Raw genomic sequence first — 18,779 nt, 5'->3', positions numbered from 1 at the left:
CGAGGGGCGCGCGACACCCGGCGGAGCGGGGCGGCCCTCCGCCGGACGGGCTCCCCGCGCGCCGGGCCGGGGCGGGCCGCCTACGCGTCGAGGCCGATGTTGAAGGCGGCCTCCAGGTCGTGCTGCGAGTACGTGCGGAAGGCCACGTGGGTGTCGGTGGCCTCGACGCCAGGGATCTTGCTGATCCGGCCGGGGATGACGTCCGCCAGGTCGTCGTGCCGGGCCACCCGGACCATGGCGATCAGGTCGTAGGTGCCGGTGACGGAGAAGACCTCGCTGACGTTGTCCAGCGCGGCGATGGCCTCGGCGATCTCGGGAATCCGGTCCACGCTGGTCTTGATGAGCACGATCGCGCTGATCACGGCTGGTTCTCTCCCTCGGTGGCCGCTGCTGGGGCCTTCACTCTATCCGCACGCCGACAGCGCCCCCAGGCGTACAGGAAGCCGAGGGCGAAGCCGGCGACATGGGCCAGATAGGCCACCCCGGGCCCGCCGTCGCCCGCGTCCCGGACGGCCAGCCACTGCAGGACGAACCAGAACACCAGCACGATCCAGGCGGGGAAGCGCAGCGGCAGGAAGAAGAGGAACGGGAACAGGCTGGTGACCCGGGCCCGGGGGAAGAAGCGGAGGAAGGCGCCCAGCACCGCCGAGATGGCCCCCGACGCGCCGACCAGCGTCTGGTCGGAGGAGGCGTGCGCCGCCGCGTAGGCGACCAGCGCGAGACCGCCGCAGGCGGTGTAGAAGAGGACGAACTCGACGCGGCCCATACGTTGCTCGGTCATCGCCCCGAAGACGTGGAGGAACAGCATGTTCCCCAGCAGATGCAGCCAGCTGCCGTGCACGAAGAGCGCGGTGAGCGGGGTGAGCAGGGCGTGCCCGGAGCCGTGCCACAGCTGGGTCGGGATCACTCCCCAGCGTTCGAAGTACCCGGTCTGGGCGGCGAGCACGGCCTCGGCGTCGCCGGGCGGCGGGCGCAGGCCGGAGAGCGGGCCGAGCGCGAAGATCAGACAGCATCCGGCGATCAGGCTGTGGGTGACCAGCGGTCCGCCGGGGGCGATCGTTCGCAGGAGTCCGCTGGTCAGCCTGGTGGCCGCACCTCGCAGATCGATCATGAGCAGAGCATGACGCAAGCGGAGGGATCGGGACAGAGCGCCTCGCCGTGTCGGAGGGGCACGGAGAGGCCGTAGGGTAAAGAGAGGCCGGCGTCCCCGTGAAACCGCCGCCGGCCCCTCCGGGAAAACAGGACACCCGCAGTTCGACGGCGCACCGCGAGATCCTTGAAGCAGACGGCACGAGGCTCGACGAAAGAGGACGCAACGATGACGACGGTTCCGCAGCCGACGGACGAGACCCGCTGGCGCTGCACGCTCTGCGGGAATCTCACGCGCTTCGACGTCACGCGCTCCTCCAAGGTCGTCGAGTACGTCCACCTCGACCTGGCCGGGGAGGCCACCGTCGAGGAACGCGAGGTGGTCAGTGAGACCATCGAGTCGGTGCGGTGCCGTTGGTGCAACGCGGTGGACCAGATCGAACTGGTCGCCAGGCCGGGCGCCGGTTCCTGACCGGAGCCGCGAGGACAGAGACATGATGTGGGGTGAGGGATGGTGGAGCGGCCCGCTAGCGGCGCCGAGCCGGCCGAGGAGGCCGACGGCGCCGTCGAGGCGCTCGACCGCCCGCTGCCCGAAGGTGTGCGGCGGCGGGTCGTCGCGTTGGTCTCGGACGCCTTCGGCGCCCTGACGATCGCCGAGCTCCCCGCCCCGCTGAGGCAGTACGCCCGCTTCACCCCGACCCGGCGCGCCAAGTTCGCCGGGAACTCGATGGCGGCCGCGCTGGAGAGCGACGCGCTGTTCCGCCGGCGCATCGGTGAGCGGCTCCAGGAACAGCAGCCCGAACTGGCCGCCGCCCTGGAGGCCGGCTCGCCGCCCGCCGCCGCCGACCCCCTCGACGTGGCCGCGGCCGCGTATGTGCTGCGCCCGGCGGGCTGGGTGAAGCTGGTCGCCGCCGCCGGCGAGGAGGTCCAGCGCGCCGACGCCGAGCGCGCCGACGAGGCGAGCCGCCGCGAGCTGGAACGGCTGCGCGAGGAACTGGCCCGCGCCCGCGCCCAGACGAAGTCCGAGACGGAACGGCTCCGCGCCGAACTGGACGCCGCCCGCAAGGAGAACGAGTCGCTCCAGCGCAAGCTGCGCAGCGCGGTCAACGAGGTCCGGCGCGGGGAGGCCGCGCTGCGCCGCGGCCGGGCCGAGGCGGAGGCGGCCCGCGCCGAGGCGGCCGCCGAGCTCTCGGCGGCGGAGAGCGAGACCCGCCGGCTCAAGGCGCGGCTGGGCGAGGCCGAGGCGTCCGCGGAGGCCGGCCGCAGGGCCGCCCGGGAGGGCCGCACGGTCGAGGACATGCGGCTGCGGCTGCTGCTGGACACGGTGCTGGACGCGGCCCGGGGACTGCGCCGGGAACTGGCCCTGCCCCCGGCGTCGACACGCCCGGCCGACGGGGTCGACGCGGTCGAGCCCGGCCGGATGTCGCCCAAGGACATCGCGGCCAGGGCCCTTTCGGAGACCGACCCGGCCCTGCTCGACCAGCTGCTCGCGCTGCCGCAGGCGCACCTGATCGTGGACGGCTACAACGTCACCAAGACCGGCTACCCCCAACTACCCCTGGAGAAGCAGCGCTTGAGGCTGCTGGGCGGGCTCGCGGTGCTGGCGGCGCAGACCGGCGCCGAGATGACCTGTGTCTTCGACGGGGCCGAACTCGCCGCCCCGGTGCTGCTCGCGCCGCCGCGCGGCGTCCGGGTGCTGTTCAGCAAGCCCGGGGTGACCGCCGACGAGCTCATCCGCCAGCTCGCGCGCGCCGAACCGCCGGGCCGCCCGGTCGTGGTGGTCTCCACCGACCGCGAAGTGGCCGACGGGGTGGCCAGGGCGGGCGCCCGGCCCGTCGCGTCTGTCTTGCTCCTGAAGCGCCTTTCGCGCGTCTCCTGACGCTTGGCCGGGACTCGGCGGATATCGGGGAACGGACCGTCAGATCCCAGCTACACCCCGTGTGATATAGGTAAAGAAGTATCTGTTCCGGTGAGATTTTGCCGGTGAGGATTTGAACTGATCACAAGATGGTCACTAGGGTCAGGGCTCGAACCTTCGCTCGGTTGATCACCCATCCGGGGTGGCGGCGAAGGAACCGCCGAGTCCGTGACGTGCCACGGAGCCGGGGCTACAGCCCCCACAGCCCGGTAGGCGGCCGGAGGAAGAAGGAGCTCGCCTTCGTGGCGTCCCACCGTCGTCCCAAGCAGCCGAGCCGCGCCCGTGTGACCGTGCTCACCGCGACCGCCGCCGCAGCCGTGGCCCTGACCTCCCAGGCGGCCCACGCCGACCCCAAGCCCTCCAAGAGCGAGGTCAAGGCGAAGGTCGACAAGCTCAGCCATGAGGCCAGCACGGCCAACGAGCAGTACTACGGCGCCAAGGAGAAGCAGCAGAAGCTGGAGAAGGAAGTCAGCGCGCTGCAGGACAAGGTGGCCCGGGGGCAGCAGGAGATCAACAACCTGCGCAACGGCCTCGGTTCGCTCGCCGCGGCGCAGTACCGCTCCGGCGGTCTCGACCCGTCGGTCCAGCTCTTCCTCTCCTCCAACCCGGACACCTTCCTCGACGAGGCCTCCGCGCTCGACCAGTTGTCGGCCAAGCAGGCCGAGGCGCTCCGGAAGATCCAGGAGAAGCAGCGGATCCTCGCGCAGCAGCGCAAGGAGGCCCAGAAGAAGCTGGGCGACCTCGCGGACGTCCGCAAGACGCTCGGCGAGAAGAAGAAGCAGCTCCAGAGCAAGCTCGCCACGGCGCAGCGCCTGCTCAACACGCTGACCGCCGCCGAGCGCGAGAAGATGCGCGAGGACGACCGGCGTGCCAGCCGCTCCGCCGGCGACCGCGTCGAACTGGGCAACGAGGCTCCCGCCTCCGCCCGCGGCGCCGCCGCCCTGAGCGCCGCCTCCACCAGGGTGGGCATGCCGTACGCCTCCGGCCACACCGGCCCCAGCTCCTTCGACTGCTCCGGGCTGACCCAGTGGGCCTACGCCCAGGCCAACGTCCAGATCTCCCGGGTCACGTACACCCAGGTCAACGACGGCCCCCGGATCGGCCGGAGCGCCCTCAAGCCGGGCGACCTGGTCTTCTTCAACAACACCTCGCACGTGGGCCTCTACGCGGGCAACAACACCGTCCTGCACGCCCCGTACCCGGGCGCGTACGTCCGCTACGAGTCGATGAACACCCTGGGCAGCTTCCAGTTCGGCGTGCGCGTCGGCTGACGACGCCCGAACGGGCGAATTCCCGCGCCCCGCACATCGGCCCGCCCCGCCGGAGACCACAGGTCACCGGCGGGGCGGCCGTTTTCCGGCCGTCCACCCGCCCCGCGAGGTCCTTGGCCGCTCCGTAGCCGTACGACTACTGTCTGCCTGCTGTGCGGCTCCCGTCGTCGGTCCGCCCGTCCGGGCGGCAGGGGCCGCGCACATCTGCGTACAGCGGAAGGGAGCGCGGCGTCCTGTGGTGTCCCATCGCCGTTCCACACAGTCCGGTCTCAACCGGGGCGCCCGGGCCACGGTCCTGTCCGCCGCGGCGGCGACCGCCGCGGCCGCGTTCGGGGCGGTCCCCGCGCACGCCGACCCGCAGGACACGTCCCGTTCGGTGCGGGCCCGGATCGACCAGCTGTACGCCGAGGCCGAGCAGGCCACCCAGCGGTACGACGAGGCCGGCGAGAACGCCGGCCGGCTGCGCCGCGAGGCGAACCGGGCCCTCGACCGGGCGGCCCGGAGCCAGGAACGCCTCAACCGGGCGCGCGCGGCGCTGGGTTCGCTGGCGGCCGCGCAGTACCGCTCCGGCGCCCTGGACCCCGCGCTCGCCCTGCTGCTCTCCTCCGACCCGGACGGCTACCTCGACCGGGCCGCCGCCCTGGACCGGCTGACCGAACGCCAGACCGCCCGACTGGAAGAACTCCGCCAGACCCGGCGCTCCCTCGCGCAGATCCGCGCGGAGGCCACCCGGGCCCTGACCGAGCTGGAGACCAACCGGGAGGCCGCCGCCCGCCACAAGCGGACCGTCGAACGCAAACTCGCCCGGGCCAGGCAGCTGCTGGGCACGCTCTCCGGGGCCGAGCGGGCGGACCTCGCCCGGGCCTCGCGCTCCGGCCGCGGCGACATGATCGCGCCGGCCCTCGGGCTGCCGGCCGGTTCCACGCGGGCGGCGGCAGCCGTCCTGGCGGTCCGTCAGGCGCTGGGCCGGCCGTACGTCTGGGGCGCCAACGGGCCCTCCGCCTTCGACTGCTCCGGGCTGACGCAGTGGGCGTACGCCCGGGCCGGGGTCAGCCTGCCGCGCACCTCGCAGGCGCAGCGGCACGCCGGACGCCTGGTGCCGCTCTCCGAGGCGCGCCCCGGCGACCTGGTCGTCTACCGTGCCGACGCCAGCCATGTCGCGATGTACGTCGGCGGCGGCCAGGTCATCCACGCCCCGTATCCCGGGGCCCCGGTGCGCTACGACCCCGTCGGGATGATGCCGGTCTCGTCCGTCACCCGGATCTGACCGCCTGCCGGGCCCGGCGGGACGCAGCGGGTACGGCGCGACACGGCGCCGGTGCGGCGGGACACGGCGGGACGCTGCGGGGACCACGCCCGCCGCGCCCCTTCCGGCTTTCCGCCCGCGCCCGGCCCGTACCCTCGACCGGGTGATCTGGAGCGACCGACGGGACACCCCGCGCAGGGGATGGGGACGGGGACGGCGGGCGGGGCCGCCGCTGCTCGCCGCGCTGCTGCTCGCGTCCGCCTGCGCGGCCCCCGACGACCCCGCCCCCGGCTCCGCCGCCCGCCCCGTGCGGGCGCTGCTGGAGCGCCGCGCCGCCGCCGTGCGGGCGCACGACCCGGACGCCTACCTGGCCGCCGTCGACCCCCGCGCCACCGGGCTGCGCGCGGCCCAGCGCCGGGAGCTGGACGACCTCGCGGACGTGCCGCTGGCCTCCTGGACGTACCAGGTCACCGGGCTCACCGAGGACGGCGCCGGCCGGGCCGTCGCGGACGTGCGGCTGAACTACCGGATCACGGGCTACGACCGGGCCCCGGCCACCGAGGACCGGGTGCTCGACCTGCGCCGGGACACGACGGACGGGCACTGGTACATCACCGCCGACCGGCCGGACGGGAACGGCGGACCGCTCTGGCGGCAGGGCCGGGTCCGGGCGGTGCGCGGCGCCCGCAGCCTCGTCCTCGGCGTCGGCCGCGCCGAGCGCGAGCTGCGCGCGATCGCCGCGGCCGCCGACCGGGCGGTGCCCGCGGTCTCCGCCGCCTGGCCGGAGCGCTGGCCCGGCCGGGTGCTGGTGCTCGTGCCGCGCACCGCGGACGGCGTGGCGGGGCTGCTGGGCGGCCCGGCGGGGGACTACCGGGGCCTGGCGGCCGTCACCACCGCCCTCCCCGGCGGTCCGGACCGGGCCCCTGCGGACCGGGTGATCGTCAACCCGGAGGCGTACGGCACGCTCGACGCCCTCGGGCGGCGGATCGTCCTGACCCACGAGATCACCCATGTCGCCACCCGGGCCCGCACCACCGGCGCCACCCCGTCCTGGCTCTCCGAGGGCTTCGCGGACTGGGCCGCGTACCGCCCCGAGCACCGCCCCGCCGCCGAGGCGGCGCCCGAACTCGCCGACGCCGTCCGGCGCGGGGAGATGCCCGCCGCGCTGCCCGCCGACGAGGACTTCGGCTTCGCGGGCGACGCGGCACGCCTGGCGCGGGCGTACGAGGGCGCCCGGCTGGCCTGCGAGCTGATCGCCGACCGGTGGGGCGAGCGGAGACTGTCCGCCTTCTACCGGGCCGTGGCGGAGCACCGGGAGCGGGACGGGGCGGTGGCGGCGGCCCTGCGGGAGGTGCTGGACACCACGCCCGCGGAGTTCACCGCGCGCTGGCGGGACCATCTGCGCGCGCGGCTGGGCTGAGCGCGGGAACGTCCCCGGCGGACGTCCCGGGCTCCGGCGCGTCCGCCGACGCCGCCGGGGCGTCCGCCGGGGCGGACACCGTCCGCCGCCACAGGCGCCGGCAGGCGATCAGCGTCGCCGCGATCAGCAGGCCGTTGCGGGCGCACACCAGCGCCACCCCCGTCGCGTCACTCGCGACCACATGGTCGAACCCGAACGGGAACTCCGCCTGGGTGAGCCCCGTGGCCAGCAGCACCAGCACGGCCGGCAGGCGCATGCCGCTGTCCCGGAAGACCAGGCACACCGCGGCCAGTCCGACCAGCCACAGCATGTACTGGGGGCTGATCACCCGGCTCGTGGCCGTGAACAGCAGGACCGCCGTGAACGCCGCGTCCGCCGGGGTGCTCGCCCGGAACGCACGCGCCCGCAGCCGCCACAGCAGCAGCCAGCCGAGGGCGGCGGCGGACAGGCCCAGGGCGAGCGCGCTCACCAGCCCCACCCCCGGCCCCAGGAACTCCAGCGAGCCGTAGTGGAGCTCCACCCGCCCCGGCCAGCCGAACCACCGCGCCACATGGAACACCAGCGCCCCCAGTGACTCGACCTCGGTGCCCCGGTCGCGCTGGAAGCCGAGGAAGGCGAACGCCCCGGGCACCGCCGCCGCGCACAGCAGCAGCCCGGCCGCCGTCACCGCCGCGGCCGTCCACGCCCGGCGGGTCCGGACGCCGGGCTCGGCGCCCACCAGGATCAGCGCCGGCCACACCTTCAGCAGCGCGCCGGCCGCCGCCAGCGCCCCCAGCGCCCGGGGACGACGGATCCCGGCCAGCAGCGCCGCCACCGCCACGGCCGTCACCATCACGTCGTAGCGGGCGTACGCGGTGGCGCCCAGCAGCGGCACCCCGGCCACCCACACCCAGGCCCCCGCCGCCGACCGTTCCCGGCGGCGGCCCGCGTGCAGCAGCAGCGCCAGCACCAGGCCGTCGCAGAGCACCGCCAGGACGAAGAAGGCCGAGGCGTAGTCCAGGGCCGGCAGCAGGGCGGGGGAGAGCACGGCGAGCGCGGCGAGCGGCGGGTACTGCCAGGTGACGTCGGCACGCGGGTACGTGCCGGACCTCAGGACCTCGGACCAGCCGTGGTAGATCACCGAGACGTCGGCGGTGACGTCCGGCCCGGGCAGGACGATCACCCGGGAGACGCAGAGCAGCAGCCCGATCCTGGTGAGGGCCCACACCGCGGCGGCCGGCCGCGCCCCGGTCGATTCCGTCATGGCCGCCTCACCCGTTCCGTCCGTTCCCTTGCCGTACTCCACCGATATGCGCGGGTACGAGGAGCCATCATGCCCCGCCGCCCCTGCCTCGGCGTTCGCGGACATGCGCCCGGTACTGTCGGCCGGGATGGACAAGACCTTGATCGTGACCAACGACTTCCCGCCCCGCCCCGGCGGCATCCAGGCGTTCCTGCACAACATGGCCCTGCGTCTGGACCCCGCGAAGGTCGTCGTGTACGCCTCCACCTGGAAGCGGACCCCCGAGGGCGTCGCGGCCACCGCCGCCTTCGACGCCGAGCAGCCGTTCACCGTCCTGCGGGACTCCACGACGATGCTGCTCCCCACTCCCCGGGTCACCCGGCGGGCGGTGCGGCTGCTGCGCGAGCACGGCTGCTCCTCGGTGTGGTTCGGCGCGGCCGCCCCGCTCGGGCTGATGGCCCCCGCGCTGCGCAGGGCCGGCGCGCGCCGCCTGGTCGCCACCACCCACGGCCACGAGGCCGGCTGGGCCCAGCTGCCCGCGGCCCGGCAGCTGCTGCGCCGGATCGGCGACGGCACGGACACCCTCACCTACCTGGGGGAGTACACCCGCTCCCGGATCGCCGCCGCGCTCAGCCCCGCCGCGGCGGCCCGGATGGTCCAGCTGCCGCCCGGCGTCGACGAGAAGACCTTCCACCCGGACTCCGGCGGAGACCTGGTCCGGGCCCGGCTCGGGCTCGCCGGCCGGCCCGTCGTCGTCTGCGTGTCGCGGCTGGTGCCGCGCAAGGGCCAGGACACCCTGATCCGGGCGATGCCGGCGATCCTGGACCGGGTCCCGGACGCGGTCCTGCTGATCGTCGGCGGCGGCCCGTACGCCGACGACCTGGAGCGGCTGGCCCGGGAGACCGGGGTCGACGCGTCGGTGCGCTTCACCGGGGCGGTGCCGTGGGAGGAACTGCCCGCGCACTACGGCGCGGGCGACGTCTTCGCCATGCCGTGCCGCACCCGGCGCGGCGGCCTCGACGTGGAGGGCCTCGGCATCGTCTTCCTGGAGGCGTCCGCGACCGGGCTGCCGGTGGTCGCCGGGGACTCGGGCGGCGCACCGGACGCGGTGCTCGACGGCGAGACCGGCTGGGTGGTGCGCGGGGGCTCCGCGGAGGAGGCCGCCGACCGGATCGTCACCCTGCTGCTGGACCCGGAGCTGCGGCGGCGGATGGGGGAGCGGGGGCGGGCCTGGGTCGAGGAGAAGTGGCGCTGGGACCTGCTGGCGGAGCGGTTGCAGGCGCTGCTCTGATCCGCCTTCTCCGGATCCGTCTCCGGCCCTTCTCGGGTCCGCAGTCTCCGGTCCGTCTCCGGCCCTTCTCGGATTAGCGGTCTCCGGTCCGTTTCCGGCCCTTCTCGGGTCCGCCGGGGAGACCGGCGGACCCGGCGCGCATACGCGGTCGGGCCCGCGCCCGGACACGCGGACCGAGGTCGTCCCTGGACACGCGGTGCGGTCGGGGCCGTTCCCGGACACGCGGTCGGGCCCGCGCCCGGATGCGCGAACGGGGCCGCGCACACCGGTGCGGGCCCCGTTCCGGGTCTTCGGGCCGAGGGGGCGGTCAGCGGCGGTAGATCGACTCGATCTCGTCCGCGTAGTCCTTCGCCACCACGCTCCGCTTCAGCTTCAGCGACGGGGTGATGTGGCCCGCCTCCTCGGTGAACTGGGAGGACAGGATGCGGAACTTGCGGACCGACTCCGCCTTGGACACCGCGGCGTTCCCGTCGTCCACCGCCCGCTGCACCTCGGCCAGCAGCTCCGGGTCCTCCCGCAGCGACGCGGCCGTCGACCCGGCCGGCTTGCCGTGCTCGGCGGCCCAGCGGCGCAGGAACTCCTCGTCCAGGGTGATCAGCGCCCCGACGAACGGCCGCCCGTCCCCGACCACCATGCACTCGGCGACCAGCGCGTGGCCCCGGATGCGGTCCTCGATCACCGCCGGGGCGACGTTCTTGCCGCCCGCCGTCACGATGATCTCCTTCTTGCGGCCGGTGATCGCGAGGTAGCCGTCCTCGTCGAGGGTGCCGAGGTCGCCCGTGTGGAACCAGCCGTCGGACAGCGCGTCGGCCGTCGCCGCCTCGTTGCCCCAGTAGCCGGTGAACAGGTGCTCGCCGTGCAGCAGCACCTCGCCGTCGTCGGCGATCCGCACGACCGAGCCGGGCAGCGGCTGCCCGACCGTGCCGATCTTCTGGCGGTCCCACGGGTTGAAGGCGGTGGCCGCGCAGGTCTCGGTCAGGCCGTACCCCTCCAGGACGGTGAAGCCGATGCCACGGAAGAAGTGGCCCAGCCGCTCGCCCAGCGGCGCGCCCCCGGAGATCGCGTACTCGCCGCGCCCGCCCAGCACCGCGCGCAGCTTGCCGTAGACCAGCCGGTCGAAGAGCTTGTGCTTCAGCCGCAGACCCAGCGAAGGGCCCTGCGCGGTGTCCAGCGCGCGGCTGTAGGCGATCGCCGTGTTCGCGGCCCGGTCGAAGATCCCGCCCTTGCCGTCGGCCTGCGCCCTGGCGCGCGCCCCGTTGTAGACCTTCTCGAAGACGCGCGGCACGCCGAGGATCAACGTCGGGCGGAACGAGGCCAGTTCATCGGTGAGGTGCTTGATGTCCGGTACGCAGCCGAGCCTGATCGGGGCCATCACCGAGGCCACCTCGACCAGCCGCCCGAAGACGTGCGCGGTGGGCAGGAACAGCAGCACCGAGCACGAGCCGGTGCGGAAGAGCGGCTTCAGCCGCTCCACCACGTTGCCGCACTCCGCGAAGAAGCTGCGGTGCGTGAGCACACAGCCCTTGGGGCGGCCCGTGGTGCCCGAGGTGTAGACGATGGTGGCCGGATCGTCCGCCTTGGCGCTCCGCATCCGCCGGTCCACGGTCTCGTCCGGGACGTCCGCGCCCGTCGCCGTCAGCCGGGCGAGCGCGTCCTCCTCGATCTGCCAGACGCTCTTCAGCGCGGGCAGGTCCGCCCGGACCGACTCCACGGACGCCTGGTGCGCCGGGGACTCCACGACGCACAGCGTGGCGCCGGAGTCGCCGAGGATCCACTGGATCTGCTCGGGCGAACTCGTCTCGTACACCGGGACGGTGACCGCGCCCGCGCTCCAGATCGCGAAGTCGAGCAGCACCCACTCGTAACGGGTGCGGGACAGCAGGGCCACCCGGTCGCCCGCCTCGACGCCCGCCGCGATCAGGCCCTTGGCCACCCCTCTGACCTCGGCGAGGAACCGGGTGGCGTCGACGTCCGTCCACGCGCCGTCCACCTTGCGGCTCATCACCGCGACGTCCGGGTGCTGAGCGGCGTTGCGGCGGATGAGATCCGTCAGGTTGCCGTCCGAGGGGACCTCGTACAGGGCCGGAAGGCTGAACTCGCGCAAGACTGCTGCTCCTCATCGGGCTCCGGTGCCACGGCTCTGTGTGACGCACCGGCCGCTGTCCAAGACCGGCAGGTGCTCAAACGTGAAATGAGCACGACCGGACTGCCCGGACGTTACCCACCAGTACTCAGTTCCCGATAGAGGGTTCCGGCCAGATGTCTTGTGCGTCACACACAACGGTGATCCTTGCGCGCACAGTAGTCCACCGTGTGTCACGCCCGGCCTCTCGCCGCCGCCCTCCCGGGCGGTCTACGCCGGTGCCGGGCCACGGCCTAGGGTGAGGCCATGGCCGCCGCCCCGGACACCCGAGAGAAACCCGCCGCACGGCGCACCCGCCTCCACGTGGTCAGCGACGTGCACGGCAACGCCGAGGCCCTGGCCCGTGCCGGGGACGGCGCCGACGCCCTGATCTGCCTGGGCGACCTGGTCCTCTTCCTCGACTACGCGGACCACTCACGCGGCATCTTCCCCGATCTCTTCGGCGTGGAGAACGCCGACCGGATCGTCGCCCTGCGCACCGCGCGCCGCTTCGAGGAGGCCCGCGAGTTCGGCCGCTCCCTGTGGGCGGGCATGGACCGGGACGCCGCGATCGTCTCGGCGGTGCGCAAGCAGTACGCCGAACTCTTCGCGGCCTTCCCCACCCCGACGTACGCCACCTACGGCAACGTCGACATCCCCGGTCTGTGGGCCGAGTACGCCCGGCCCGGCACCACCGTCGTCGACGGCGGCCGGGTCGAGATCGGCGGCCGGGTGTTCGGCTTCGTCGGCGGCGGCCTGAAGTCCCCGATGCGCACCCCGTACGAGATCGACGACGAGGAGTACGCGGCCAAGATCGAGGCGGTCGGCCCCGTCGACGTGCTCTGCACCCACATCCCGCCCGAGGTGCCGGAGCTGACCTACGACACGGTCGCGCGCCGCTTCGAACGCGGCAGCCGGGCCCTGCTCGACGCCATCCGCCGCACCCGGCCCCGGTACGCGCTGTTCGGCCACGTCCACCAGCCGCTGGTCCGCCGGACGCGGATCGGCGCCACCGAATGCGTGAACGTCGGCCACTTCGCGTCCACCGGCAGGCCATGGGCCCTGGAGTGGTGACGGTCCCGGGCCGGGCCCTGGGACGGAGCACCGCGGGCACGCGATAGCCTTCTGACGGCAGGGTTCTGCCGACGCATCCGGTACCGCGCACCGGAACACCGCACTGGAGGAGCCACGGCGATGGCCGAACACACCAGCTCGACGATCGAGATCGAGGCGTCGCCGGCCGACGTCATGGGCGTGATCGCCGACTTCGCGCGCTACCCGGAGTGGACCGGCGAGGTCAAGGAGGCCGAAGTCCTCTCCACCGACGACCGGGGCCGCGCCGAGAAGGTCCGCCTCGTCCTCGACGCCGGCGCGATCAAGGACGACCACACCCTCGCGTACACCTGGACCGGCGACCACGAGGTCAGCTGGACCCTCGTCAAGTCGCAGATGCTGCGCTCCCTCGACGGCTCCTACGCGCTCGCCCCGCTCGGCGCGGGCGACCGCACCGAGGTCACCTACCGGCTGACCGTCGACGTCAAGATCCCGATGCTCGGCATGATCAAGCGCAAGGCGGAGAAGGTCATCATCGACCGGGCCCTGGCCGGCCTGAAGAAGCGCGTCGAGTCCGTCCGCAAGGCCTGACCCGGTGCGCACGGTTCTCGTCACCGGACCCGGCGGCGCGGGCCGCACCACCGTCGCCGCGGCGACCGCGCTGGCCGCCGCCCGCCGGGGCCGCCGCGCCCTGCTGCTCTCCGCCGACGCCGTACCCGGCCTCCCCGGCGGCGCCGGCCCCACCGAGGCCGCCGACGGACTGTGGACCGCCCGCGTCGACTCCGGCGAGCACTTCCGCGACGAACTCCTCGCCCTCCAGGACCGGGCCTCCGGCGTGCTCGACCTGCTCGGCGGGAACCGGATGGACGGCGAGGAGCTCACCGAACTCCCCGGCAGCACCCAGCTCGCCCTGCTGCACGCGCTGCGCCGCGCCGCCGCGGGCGACTGGTCGGACGGCCGCTTCGACCTCGTCGTCGTCGACCTGCCGCCGCTGCGCGAGGCGATCGCCCTGCTCGCCCTCCCCGAGCAGCTCCGCCGCTATCTGCGCCGGCTGCTGCCCTCGGAACGCCAGGCCGCGCGCGCCCTGCGCCCCATGCTCGCCCAGCTCGCCGGCGTGCCCATGCCCGCCCAGTGGCTCTACGAGGCCGCCGCCCGCAAGGACGCCGAGCTGGCCGTGGTCCAGGCCCTGATCGAGGACCGCGCCACCACGCTCCGACTGGTCGCCGAGCCGGGACCGGCCGCCGAGGACGCCCTGCGCACCGCCCGCACCGGTCTCGCCCTGCACGGACTGCGCGTGGACGCCCTCGTCATGAACCGGGTCCTGCCCCCGCACTCCGGCGACCCCTGGTTCGCCGCCCTCGCCGCGCAGCAGGAGAAGACCGCCGCCCTCTGGTGCGCGGAGTGGGCGCCCACGACGGGCCTGCGCACGCTGCCCCATCTCGGCCGCGACCCCCGTGGTCTCGACGACCTCGCCCTCCTCGACGACGGGACCCGCCCCGCCGCCGGGGCGGACGCCGGCGACGGCCGCCTGGCGGGCGACGGACTCGCCACCGGACCGGACGAGCCGGTCCCCGGCCGGGCCGACGACCCCTGGTGGGTCGAGGACCCCTGGTGGACCGGGGACCCCGACGCCCCGGCCGCGCACGGCGGACGGCGCGCCACGCCGCCCGGCGCCCGGATCGTGGCCGCCCCGCCCGCCGACGGCGACCCCGTCCTGGTGTGGTGCCTGCCCCTGCCCGGGGCCGTCAAGTCCGACCTGCAGCTCGTGCGGCGCGGGGACGAACTCCTCCTCACCGTCGGCCCGTTCCACCGGATCGTGCCCCTGGAGCCCGGGCTCCGCCGCTGCACCGTCTCCGGAGCCGCCCTCACCGACGGCGTGCTTCGGGTCAGGTTCACCCCGGACCCCGGCCTGTGGCCCCGCACGGACTGAACGGCGCCGCGCCGTTCGGGTAACGTCGGTAGTAGCCGCCCGCACGGTCCGGTACACGCGACCGCGGGCCCGTCACGTCGCAGGAGTCCGCCATGACCGAAGCCACCGATCGTCCCGCCGACGACGACGCGTGGGCGCGGGCCTGCGCCGAGGACCTCGAAGCGGAGAAGGCCCGCCGCCGCGCCCGGTACGGCGCGCCGCCCGGGAGCGCGGCCGAGGAGCTGCGCAAGCTGATCGACGCCTTGACCGACCGGCTCTCGTCCCTTCCGTCGCCGCTGTTCGGCGAGGCGGCCCAGGACACCGTGCGCCAGGTCGTCGAGCAGGCCAAGTCCGCAGCCCAGCCCGTCATCGAGCGCAACCCGGACGTCTTCGGCCACCTCGCCGCGGCCGGCGGCGAACTCCTCGCCGCCTACCGCTCCGCCGTGGCGGGCCAGGAACGCCGCTGGACCAGGGACGCCCAGGAGCCGACGGGCCCGGACGGGCGGCCCGGCGGCCCCGCCGACCCGCGTGACGACGGCCCGGGCGGCGGCGAGCACATCGACCTGGACTGACCTGCGCGGAAGGACCCGGTCCCGGGCTCGGGTACGGTTGGGCCCCAGCGGGGCAAGACCGAAACTGAGGGATTCATGGGACTCACCATCGGCGTCGACATCGGCGGTACGAAGATCGCGGCGGGAGTGGTCGACGAAGAGGGCCACATCCTCACCACGTTCAAGGTGCCGACCCCGCCGACGGCTGACGGCATCGTGGACGCGATCGCGACGGCGGTGTCCGGCGCGAGCGAGGGACACCGGATCGAAGCGGTCGGCATCGGCGCCGCCGGATACGTCGACGACAAGCGCGCCACCGTGCTGTTCGCGCCGAACATCGACTGGCGGCACGAACCGCTGAAGGACAAGGTCGAACAGCGCGTCGGCCTCCCGGTCGTCGTCGAGAACGACGCCAACGCCGCCGCCTGGGGCGAATACCGCTTCGGCGCCGGACAGGGCCACGACGACGTCATCTGCATCACGCTCGGCACCGGCCTCGGCGGAGGCATCATCATCGGCAACAAGCTGCGCCGCGGACGCTTCGGCGTGGCCGCCGAGTTCGGCCACATCCGGGTCGTCCCGGACGGCCTGCTCTGCGGCTGCGGCAGCCAGGGCTGCTGGGAGCAGTACGCCTCCGGGCGCGCCCTGGTCCGGTACGCCCGCCAGCGCGCCAACGCCGCCCCGGAGAGCGCGGCGGTCCTGCTGTCGCTGGGCGACGGCACGATCGGCGGCATCGAGGGCCACCACATCAGCCAGGCCGCCCGGCAGGGCGACCCGGTGGCGATCGACTCGTTCCGCGAACTGGCCCGCTGGGCCGGGGCCGGGCTCGCCGACCTCGCCTCGCTCTTCGACCCGTCCGCGTTCATCATCGGCGGCGGCGTCTCGGACGAGGGCGAGCTCGTCCTCGAACCGATCCGCAAGTCGTTCCGCCGCTGGCTGATCGGCAGCCAGTGGCGCCCGCACGCCCAGGTGCTCGCCGCCCGGCTGGGCGGCAAGGCCGGACTGGTGGGCGCGGCGGACCTGGCCCGCCAGGGCTGACCCGCCGTCACGCACGGCCCGGACGCCCGCAGTCACGCACGGCCCGGACGCCCGCCGCGCCCCATGGGACGCGGCGGGCGTCCGTCGTATCGTGGGCCCATGGTTGCGACGCCCCTGCCCGACTCCCGCACCGAGCCGGACGGCTCGGCGGTCATCAGGGTCCTCGGCTACAACATCCGGTCGATGCGCGACGACCGCGCGGCGCTGGCGCGCGTCATCGGCGGCTGCGCCCCCGACCTCGTGCTCATCCAGGAGGCCCCGCGCTTCTTCCGCTGGCGCAAGCGCGCCGCCTGGCTCGCGGCCCGGACGGGTCTGGTCGTCCTCGGCGGGGGCGCCACGGCGGCCGGGCCGCTGCTGCTCTGCTCGCTGCGGGCGTCCGTGGAGCGCACGGAGGACCTCCTGCTGCCGCTGACGCCCGGTCAGCACCGCAGGGGCGTCGCCACATCGGTGGTGCGGATCGCGGGCACCCGGATCGGCCTGCTGAGCTTCCATCTGAGCCTGCGCTCCGAGGAACGGCGGGCGCAGGCCGGGATGGTGCTGGAACAACTGGACGCGATGGGCGTCGAGCACGCCATCGTCGCCGGGGACGTCAACGAGACACCGGGCGGGGCCGCGTTCCGGCGGCTGGCCGGACGGCTCCAGGACTGCCGGGAGGTCCGGCCGTGGGGCGGCGAGGACACCTTTCCGTCGGACCGGCCCCGGCGGCGCGTCGACGCGGTCTTCGCGACGGAGGGCATCGAGGTGCTCGGCTGCGGCGTCCCCGCCGGGCTGCCGGGCGTCACCGAAGCGGACCTGCGGGCGGCCACCGACCATCTGCCGGTGCTGGCGGCGCTGCGGGTGCCCGCGCTCAGGCCCTGATCGCGCGAGCGCGGCGGGCCGCCGCGAGGCCGGCCGGTCCCGCCGCCCGGACCGGCCGGTTCCACGACCGGTCCCAGGGACGTCCGTCCGCGCGGGCCGGGATCAGACGACCGCCCCGCGGCCCGGGTCGTCGTCGTCCTCGTCGTCATCCGACATCCGGGCCACCAGCGTGATGAAGCCGCCCACGAAGCCGCCCACGCAGACCGTGGCCAGCCACCAGGTGACCTCCCACCGCAGCAGGACCGCGAGCAGCATCAGCACCGGACCGCCGACGACCCCGAGCCAGGCGAACTTCGCCGTGACGTCGGCCTCCGGCAGCGGCGGCGGCTCCGGGGGCACGAAATGCCCCTCGTCCGTCTCGTCGAGGTCGTCGTCCTTCGGCTTCGCGAGCTCGTAGTCGCGCGGCCCGCCGACGCCTGGCGCGAACACGACCGAGCTGCCGAGCGGGCGCTCCGGCGGCTTCGGCGGTTTCTTGTCGATGCCCTTGTCCGGATCCAGCACGTCCGACCGGTCGTCGTTCAGCCCTGCGAGATCCTCGACCGACCGGAACGGCCGGGCGCCCGGCGGGTCCGGCGGCTCCTCGCCGAACCCCGCGACGATCGCCCGCCACGCCGCCTCCTCGTCGATCCCCGCGCCACCCGGCTCTCCGGACGGGCCGGGGCGCGCGCCCCCGGCGGCCGACGGCGCCTCCTCACCGGCGGCCGGGGCCCCGGCCGCCGCGCCCGCGCCGTCCTCGGGCGTGCCCGCCGCCGACGGGGCCGCGCCCTCCGGGGGCCCGGCCGTCTCCCCGGCGGGACGGGGCTCGCGCCCCTCGCCGTTCTCCGTGCGCTCCGCGTCGTGCTCAGCCACCGGACGTGCTCCCCTTCTTCCCGACGCTCGGAGCGAGACGGGCGATGAACCGGTGGCTCTCGTCGAAGATCCGCTCCGCATCGTGGTCCAACGTCGCGACGTGGTAGCTCTGTTCCAGCAGGATCTCCTCGACGTCGGTCGACGACACCCGGCTGAGGATCCGGGCCGAGTCGGCGGGCGGCACCACATGGTCCTGCGGACTGTGCAGCAACAGCAGCGGCTGGGTGACCTGCGGCAGCTCGGCGTCGACCAGGCGGAGGAACTTCCGCAGCGAATGCGCCGCGTGCAACGGCACCCGGTCGTAGCCCAGCTCCGGCGACCCCTCCTTCGCGATGTCGTTCGCCAGCCCCTTCGTCGTCGGCACGAGATGGCGGGCGACCGGCAGCGCGTGCGCCGACAGGCCGTGCACCTTGTTCGCCGGATTGACGAGCACCAGGCCGCTGATCGCGTCACCGTGCTTCGCCGCCAGCCGCAGCGTCAGCGCGCCGCCCATGGAGAGGCCGCAGACGAAGACCCGGGCGCACCGCTCCAGCAGGCCGCGCAGCTCCCGGTCCACCTCCGCGTACCAGTCCTGCCAGCCGGTGACCTGCATGTCCTCCCAGCGGGTGCCGTGCCCGGGCAGCAGCGGCAGCGAGACGGTCAGGCCGCGCTCCGCCAGATGATCCGCCCAGGGACGCAACGACTGCGGGGAACCGGTGAAACCATGGCAGAGAAGGACGCCGACCTCTCCGCCCTCGTGGCGGAACGGCTCGGCTCCAGGCAGGACCGGCACCGGGGGTCTCCTGTTCGTGAGGCTCGAAGGGGAGCGAAAGGGGGAGTGCAGAGGATTGCTTCACCGTACGCGACCGGACCGACACCGGCCAGGGCCGTCCCGGCCGCCGCCCGCCACGACGTCCGGTGCCGGGCGGGAGCGGCGAGGACCGCACGGGTTAAGGTCTGTCG

18 protein-coding genes are annotated in these 18,779 nt (G+C 74.5%); 12 read left to right on the top strand and 6 right to left on the bottom strand.

Translation table 11 applies throughout. From position 1 onward, the window contains the following. Positions 1–80 precede the first annotated feature (80 nt). Together WA762_RS00550 and WA762_RS00545 are read right to left on the bottom strand one after the other, a co-directional pair. Positions 81–362, bottom strand: a complete 282-nt coding sequence (locus tag WA762_RS00550; protein WP_073782239.1) for an Lrp/AsnC family transcriptional regulator — start codon at positions 360–362, stop codon at positions 81–83. Then, a complete protein-coding gene (locus WA762_RS00545; RefSeq protein WP_335931736.1) occupies positions 359–1,111 on the bottom strand; it encodes a rhomboid family intramembrane serine protease in 753 nt (250 codons plus the stop codon). The genes WA762_RS00550 and WA762_RS00545 overlap by 4 nt, the downstream gene beginning before the upstream one ends. Before the next feature lie 207 nt (positions 1,112–1,318). On the opposite strand from WA762_RS00545, the gene WA762_RS00540 reads away from it, so the two are divergent. The 5 genes from WA762_RS00540 (at position 1,319) to WA762_RS00520 (ending at position 6,944) form a co-directional block, all read left to right on the top strand. Next, entirely contained in the window at positions 1,319–1,561 is a 243-nt protein-coding gene (locus WA762_RS00540) for a hypothetical protein (RefSeq protein ID WP_335931733.1), read from the top strand. 42 nt (positions 1,562–1,603) lie between these two features. After that, a complete protein-coding gene (locus WA762_RS00535) occupies positions 1,604–2,968 on the top strand; it encodes an NYN domain-containing protein (RefSeq protein ID WP_335932267.1) in 1,365 nt (454 codons plus the stop codon). A gap of 281 nt (positions 2,969–3,249) precedes the next feature. Continuing rightward, positions 3,250–4,278, top strand: coding sequence for a C40 family peptidase (locus WA762_RS00530; protein WP_335931731.1), 1,029 nt, complete (start codon positions 3,250–3,252; stop codon positions 4,276–4,278). Between the two features lie 235 nt (positions 4,279–4,513). Then, positions 4,514–5,545: a C40 family peptidase gene (locus WA762_RS00525; RefSeq protein WP_335931729.1), complete on the top strand. Its 1,032-nt coding sequence runs from the start codon at positions 4,514–4,516 to the stop codon at positions 5,543–5,545. 211 nt (positions 5,546–5,756) lie between these two features. After that, the gene (locus WA762_RS00520) at positions 5,757–6,944 is read left to right on the top strand and encodes a hypothetical protein (protein ID WP_443080490.1); all 1,188 of its coding nucleotides are present in this window, start codon (positions 5,757–5,759) and stop codon (positions 6,942–6,944) included. Here WA762_RS00520 and WA762_RS00515 read toward each other — a convergent pair. Beyond that, positions 6,901–8,187, bottom strand: a complete 1,287-nt coding sequence (locus WA762_RS00515) for a glycosyltransferase 87 family protein (RefSeq protein ID WP_335932263.1) — start codon at positions 8,185–8,187, stop codon at positions 6,901–6,903. The two genes, WA762_RS00520 and WA762_RS00515, sit on opposite strands and share 44 nt — an antisense overlap. 127 nt (positions 8,188–8,314) lie before the next feature. Between WA762_RS00515 and WA762_RS00510 the strand changes: the two genes are divergently transcribed. Further along, positions 8,315–9,457, top strand: coding sequence for a glycosyltransferase family 4 protein (locus tag WA762_RS00510; RefSeq protein WP_335931727.1), 1,143 nt, complete (start codon positions 8,315–8,317; stop codon positions 9,455–9,457). 307 nt (positions 9,458–9,764) lie between these two features. On the opposite strand, the gene WA762_RS00505 is transcribed toward WA762_RS00510, so the two are convergent. Further along, a complete protein-coding gene (locus WA762_RS00505) occupies positions 9,765–11,561 on the bottom strand; it encodes an AMP-dependent synthetase/ligase (RefSeq protein ID WP_335931725.1) in 1,797 nt (598 codons plus the stop codon). A 285-nt stretch (positions 11,562–11,846) separates the two neighbouring features. Here WA762_RS00505 and WA762_RS00500 point away from each other — a divergent pair, with 285 nt between their 5' ends. The 6 genes from WA762_RS00500 to WA762_RS00475 all read left to right on the top strand — a co-directional run bounded on the left by WA762_RS00500 (position 11,847) and on the right by WA762_RS00475 (position 16,988). After that, positions 11,847–12,653, top strand: a complete 807-nt coding sequence (locus tag WA762_RS00500; RefSeq protein WP_335931724.1) for a metallophosphoesterase family protein — start codon at positions 11,847–11,849, stop codon at positions 12,651–12,653. Between the two features lie 120 nt (positions 12,654–12,773). Further along, positions 12,774–13,223 (top strand): SRPBCC family protein, encoded by a 450-nt coding sequence (locus WA762_RS00495; RefSeq protein WP_335931722.1) that lies wholly within the window; start codon positions 12,774–12,776, stop codon positions 13,221–13,223. 4 nt (positions 13,224–13,227) lie between these two features. Further along, positions 13,228–14,562 carry an ArsA family ATPase gene (locus WA762_RS00490; protein ID WP_335931720.1) on the top strand — a complete coding sequence of 445 codons (1,335 nt, stop codon included), beginning with the start codon at positions 13,228–13,230 and terminating at the stop codon, positions 14,560–14,562. A 92-nt stretch (positions 14,563–14,654) separates the two neighbouring features. Further along, a complete protein-coding gene (locus tag WA762_RS00485) occupies positions 14,655–15,113 on the top strand; it encodes a DUF5304 domain-containing protein (protein ID WP_335931718.1) in 459 nt (152 codons plus the stop codon). A 75-nt stretch (positions 15,114–15,188) separates the two neighbouring features. Beyond that, positions 15,189–16,130, top strand: coding sequence for an ROK family glucokinase (locus WA762_RS00480; RefSeq protein ID WP_335931716.1), 942 nt, complete (start codon positions 15,189–15,191; stop codon positions 16,128–16,130). Between the two features lie 99 nt (positions 16,131–16,229). Then, complete coding sequence (locus WA762_RS00475; RefSeq protein ID WP_335931714.1) at positions 16,230–16,988, top strand: endonuclease/exonuclease/phosphatase family protein; 759 nt, start codon at positions 16,230–16,232, stop codon at positions 16,986–16,988. A 102-nt stretch (positions 16,989–17,090) separates the two neighbouring features. On the opposite strand, the gene WA762_RS00470 is transcribed toward WA762_RS00475, so the two are convergent. Next, on the bottom strand, positions 17,091–17,837 hold the full coding sequence (locus tag WA762_RS00470; RefSeq protein WP_335931712.1) for a hypothetical protein: 747 nt from the start codon (positions 17,835–17,837) through the stop codon (positions 17,091–17,093). Beyond that, positions 17,830–18,609, bottom strand: a complete 780-nt coding sequence (locus WA762_RS00465) for an alpha/beta hydrolase (protein ID WP_335931711.1) — start codon at positions 18,607–18,609, stop codon at positions 17,830–17,832. Before WA762_RS00465 ends, WA762_RS00470 begins: the two co-directional genes overlap by 8 nt. Between the last annotated feature and the right edge of the window lie 170 nt (positions 18,610–18,779).

The sequence above is a fragment of the Streptomyces tyrfis genome (genome assembly GCF_037034285.1).
Classification (GTDB): Bacteria; Actinomycetota; Actinomycetes; order Streptomycetales; family Streptomycetaceae; genus Streptomyces.
This window is presented reverse-complemented; position numbering and strand designations above follow the sequence as displayed.

Bases quoted from the DNA above. Each gene is read 5' to 3' on its own strand.
- WA762_RS00485 (WP_335931718.1), top strand. From the start codon at position 14,655: ATGACCGAAGCCACCGATCGTCCCGCCGACGACGACGCGTGGGCGCGG.
- WA762_RS00545 (WP_335931736.1), bottom strand. From the start codon at position 1,111: ATGATCGATCTGCGAGGTGCGGCCACCAGGCTGACCAGCGGACTCCTG.
- WA762_RS00540 (WP_335931733.1), top strand. From the start codon at position 1,319: ATGACGACGGTTCCGCAGCCGACGGACGAGACCCGCTGGCGCTGCACG.
- WA762_RS00495 (WP_335931722.1), top strand. From the start codon at position 12,774: ATGGCCGAACACACCAGCTCGACGATCGAGATCGAGGCGTCGCCGGCC.
- WA762_RS00480 (WP_335931716.1), top strand. From the start codon at position 15,189: ATGGGACTCACCATCGGCGTCGACATCGGCGGTACGAAGATCGCGGCG.
- WA762_RS00500 (WP_335931724.1), top strand. From the start codon at position 11,847: ATGGCCGCCGCCCCGGACACCCGAGAGAAACCCGCCGCACGGCGCACC.
- WA762_RS00510 (WP_335931727.1), top strand. From the start codon at position 8,315: ATGGACAAGACCTTGATCGTGACCAACGACTTCCCGCCCCGCCCCGGC.
- WA762_RS00515 (WP_335932263.1), bottom strand. From the start codon at position 8,187: ATGACGGAATCGACCGGGGCGCGGCCGGCCGCCGCGGTGTGGGCCCTC.
- WA762_RS00475 (WP_335931714.1), top strand. From the start codon at position 16,230: ATGGTTGCGACGCCCCTGCCCGACTCCCGCACCGAGCCGGACGGCTCG.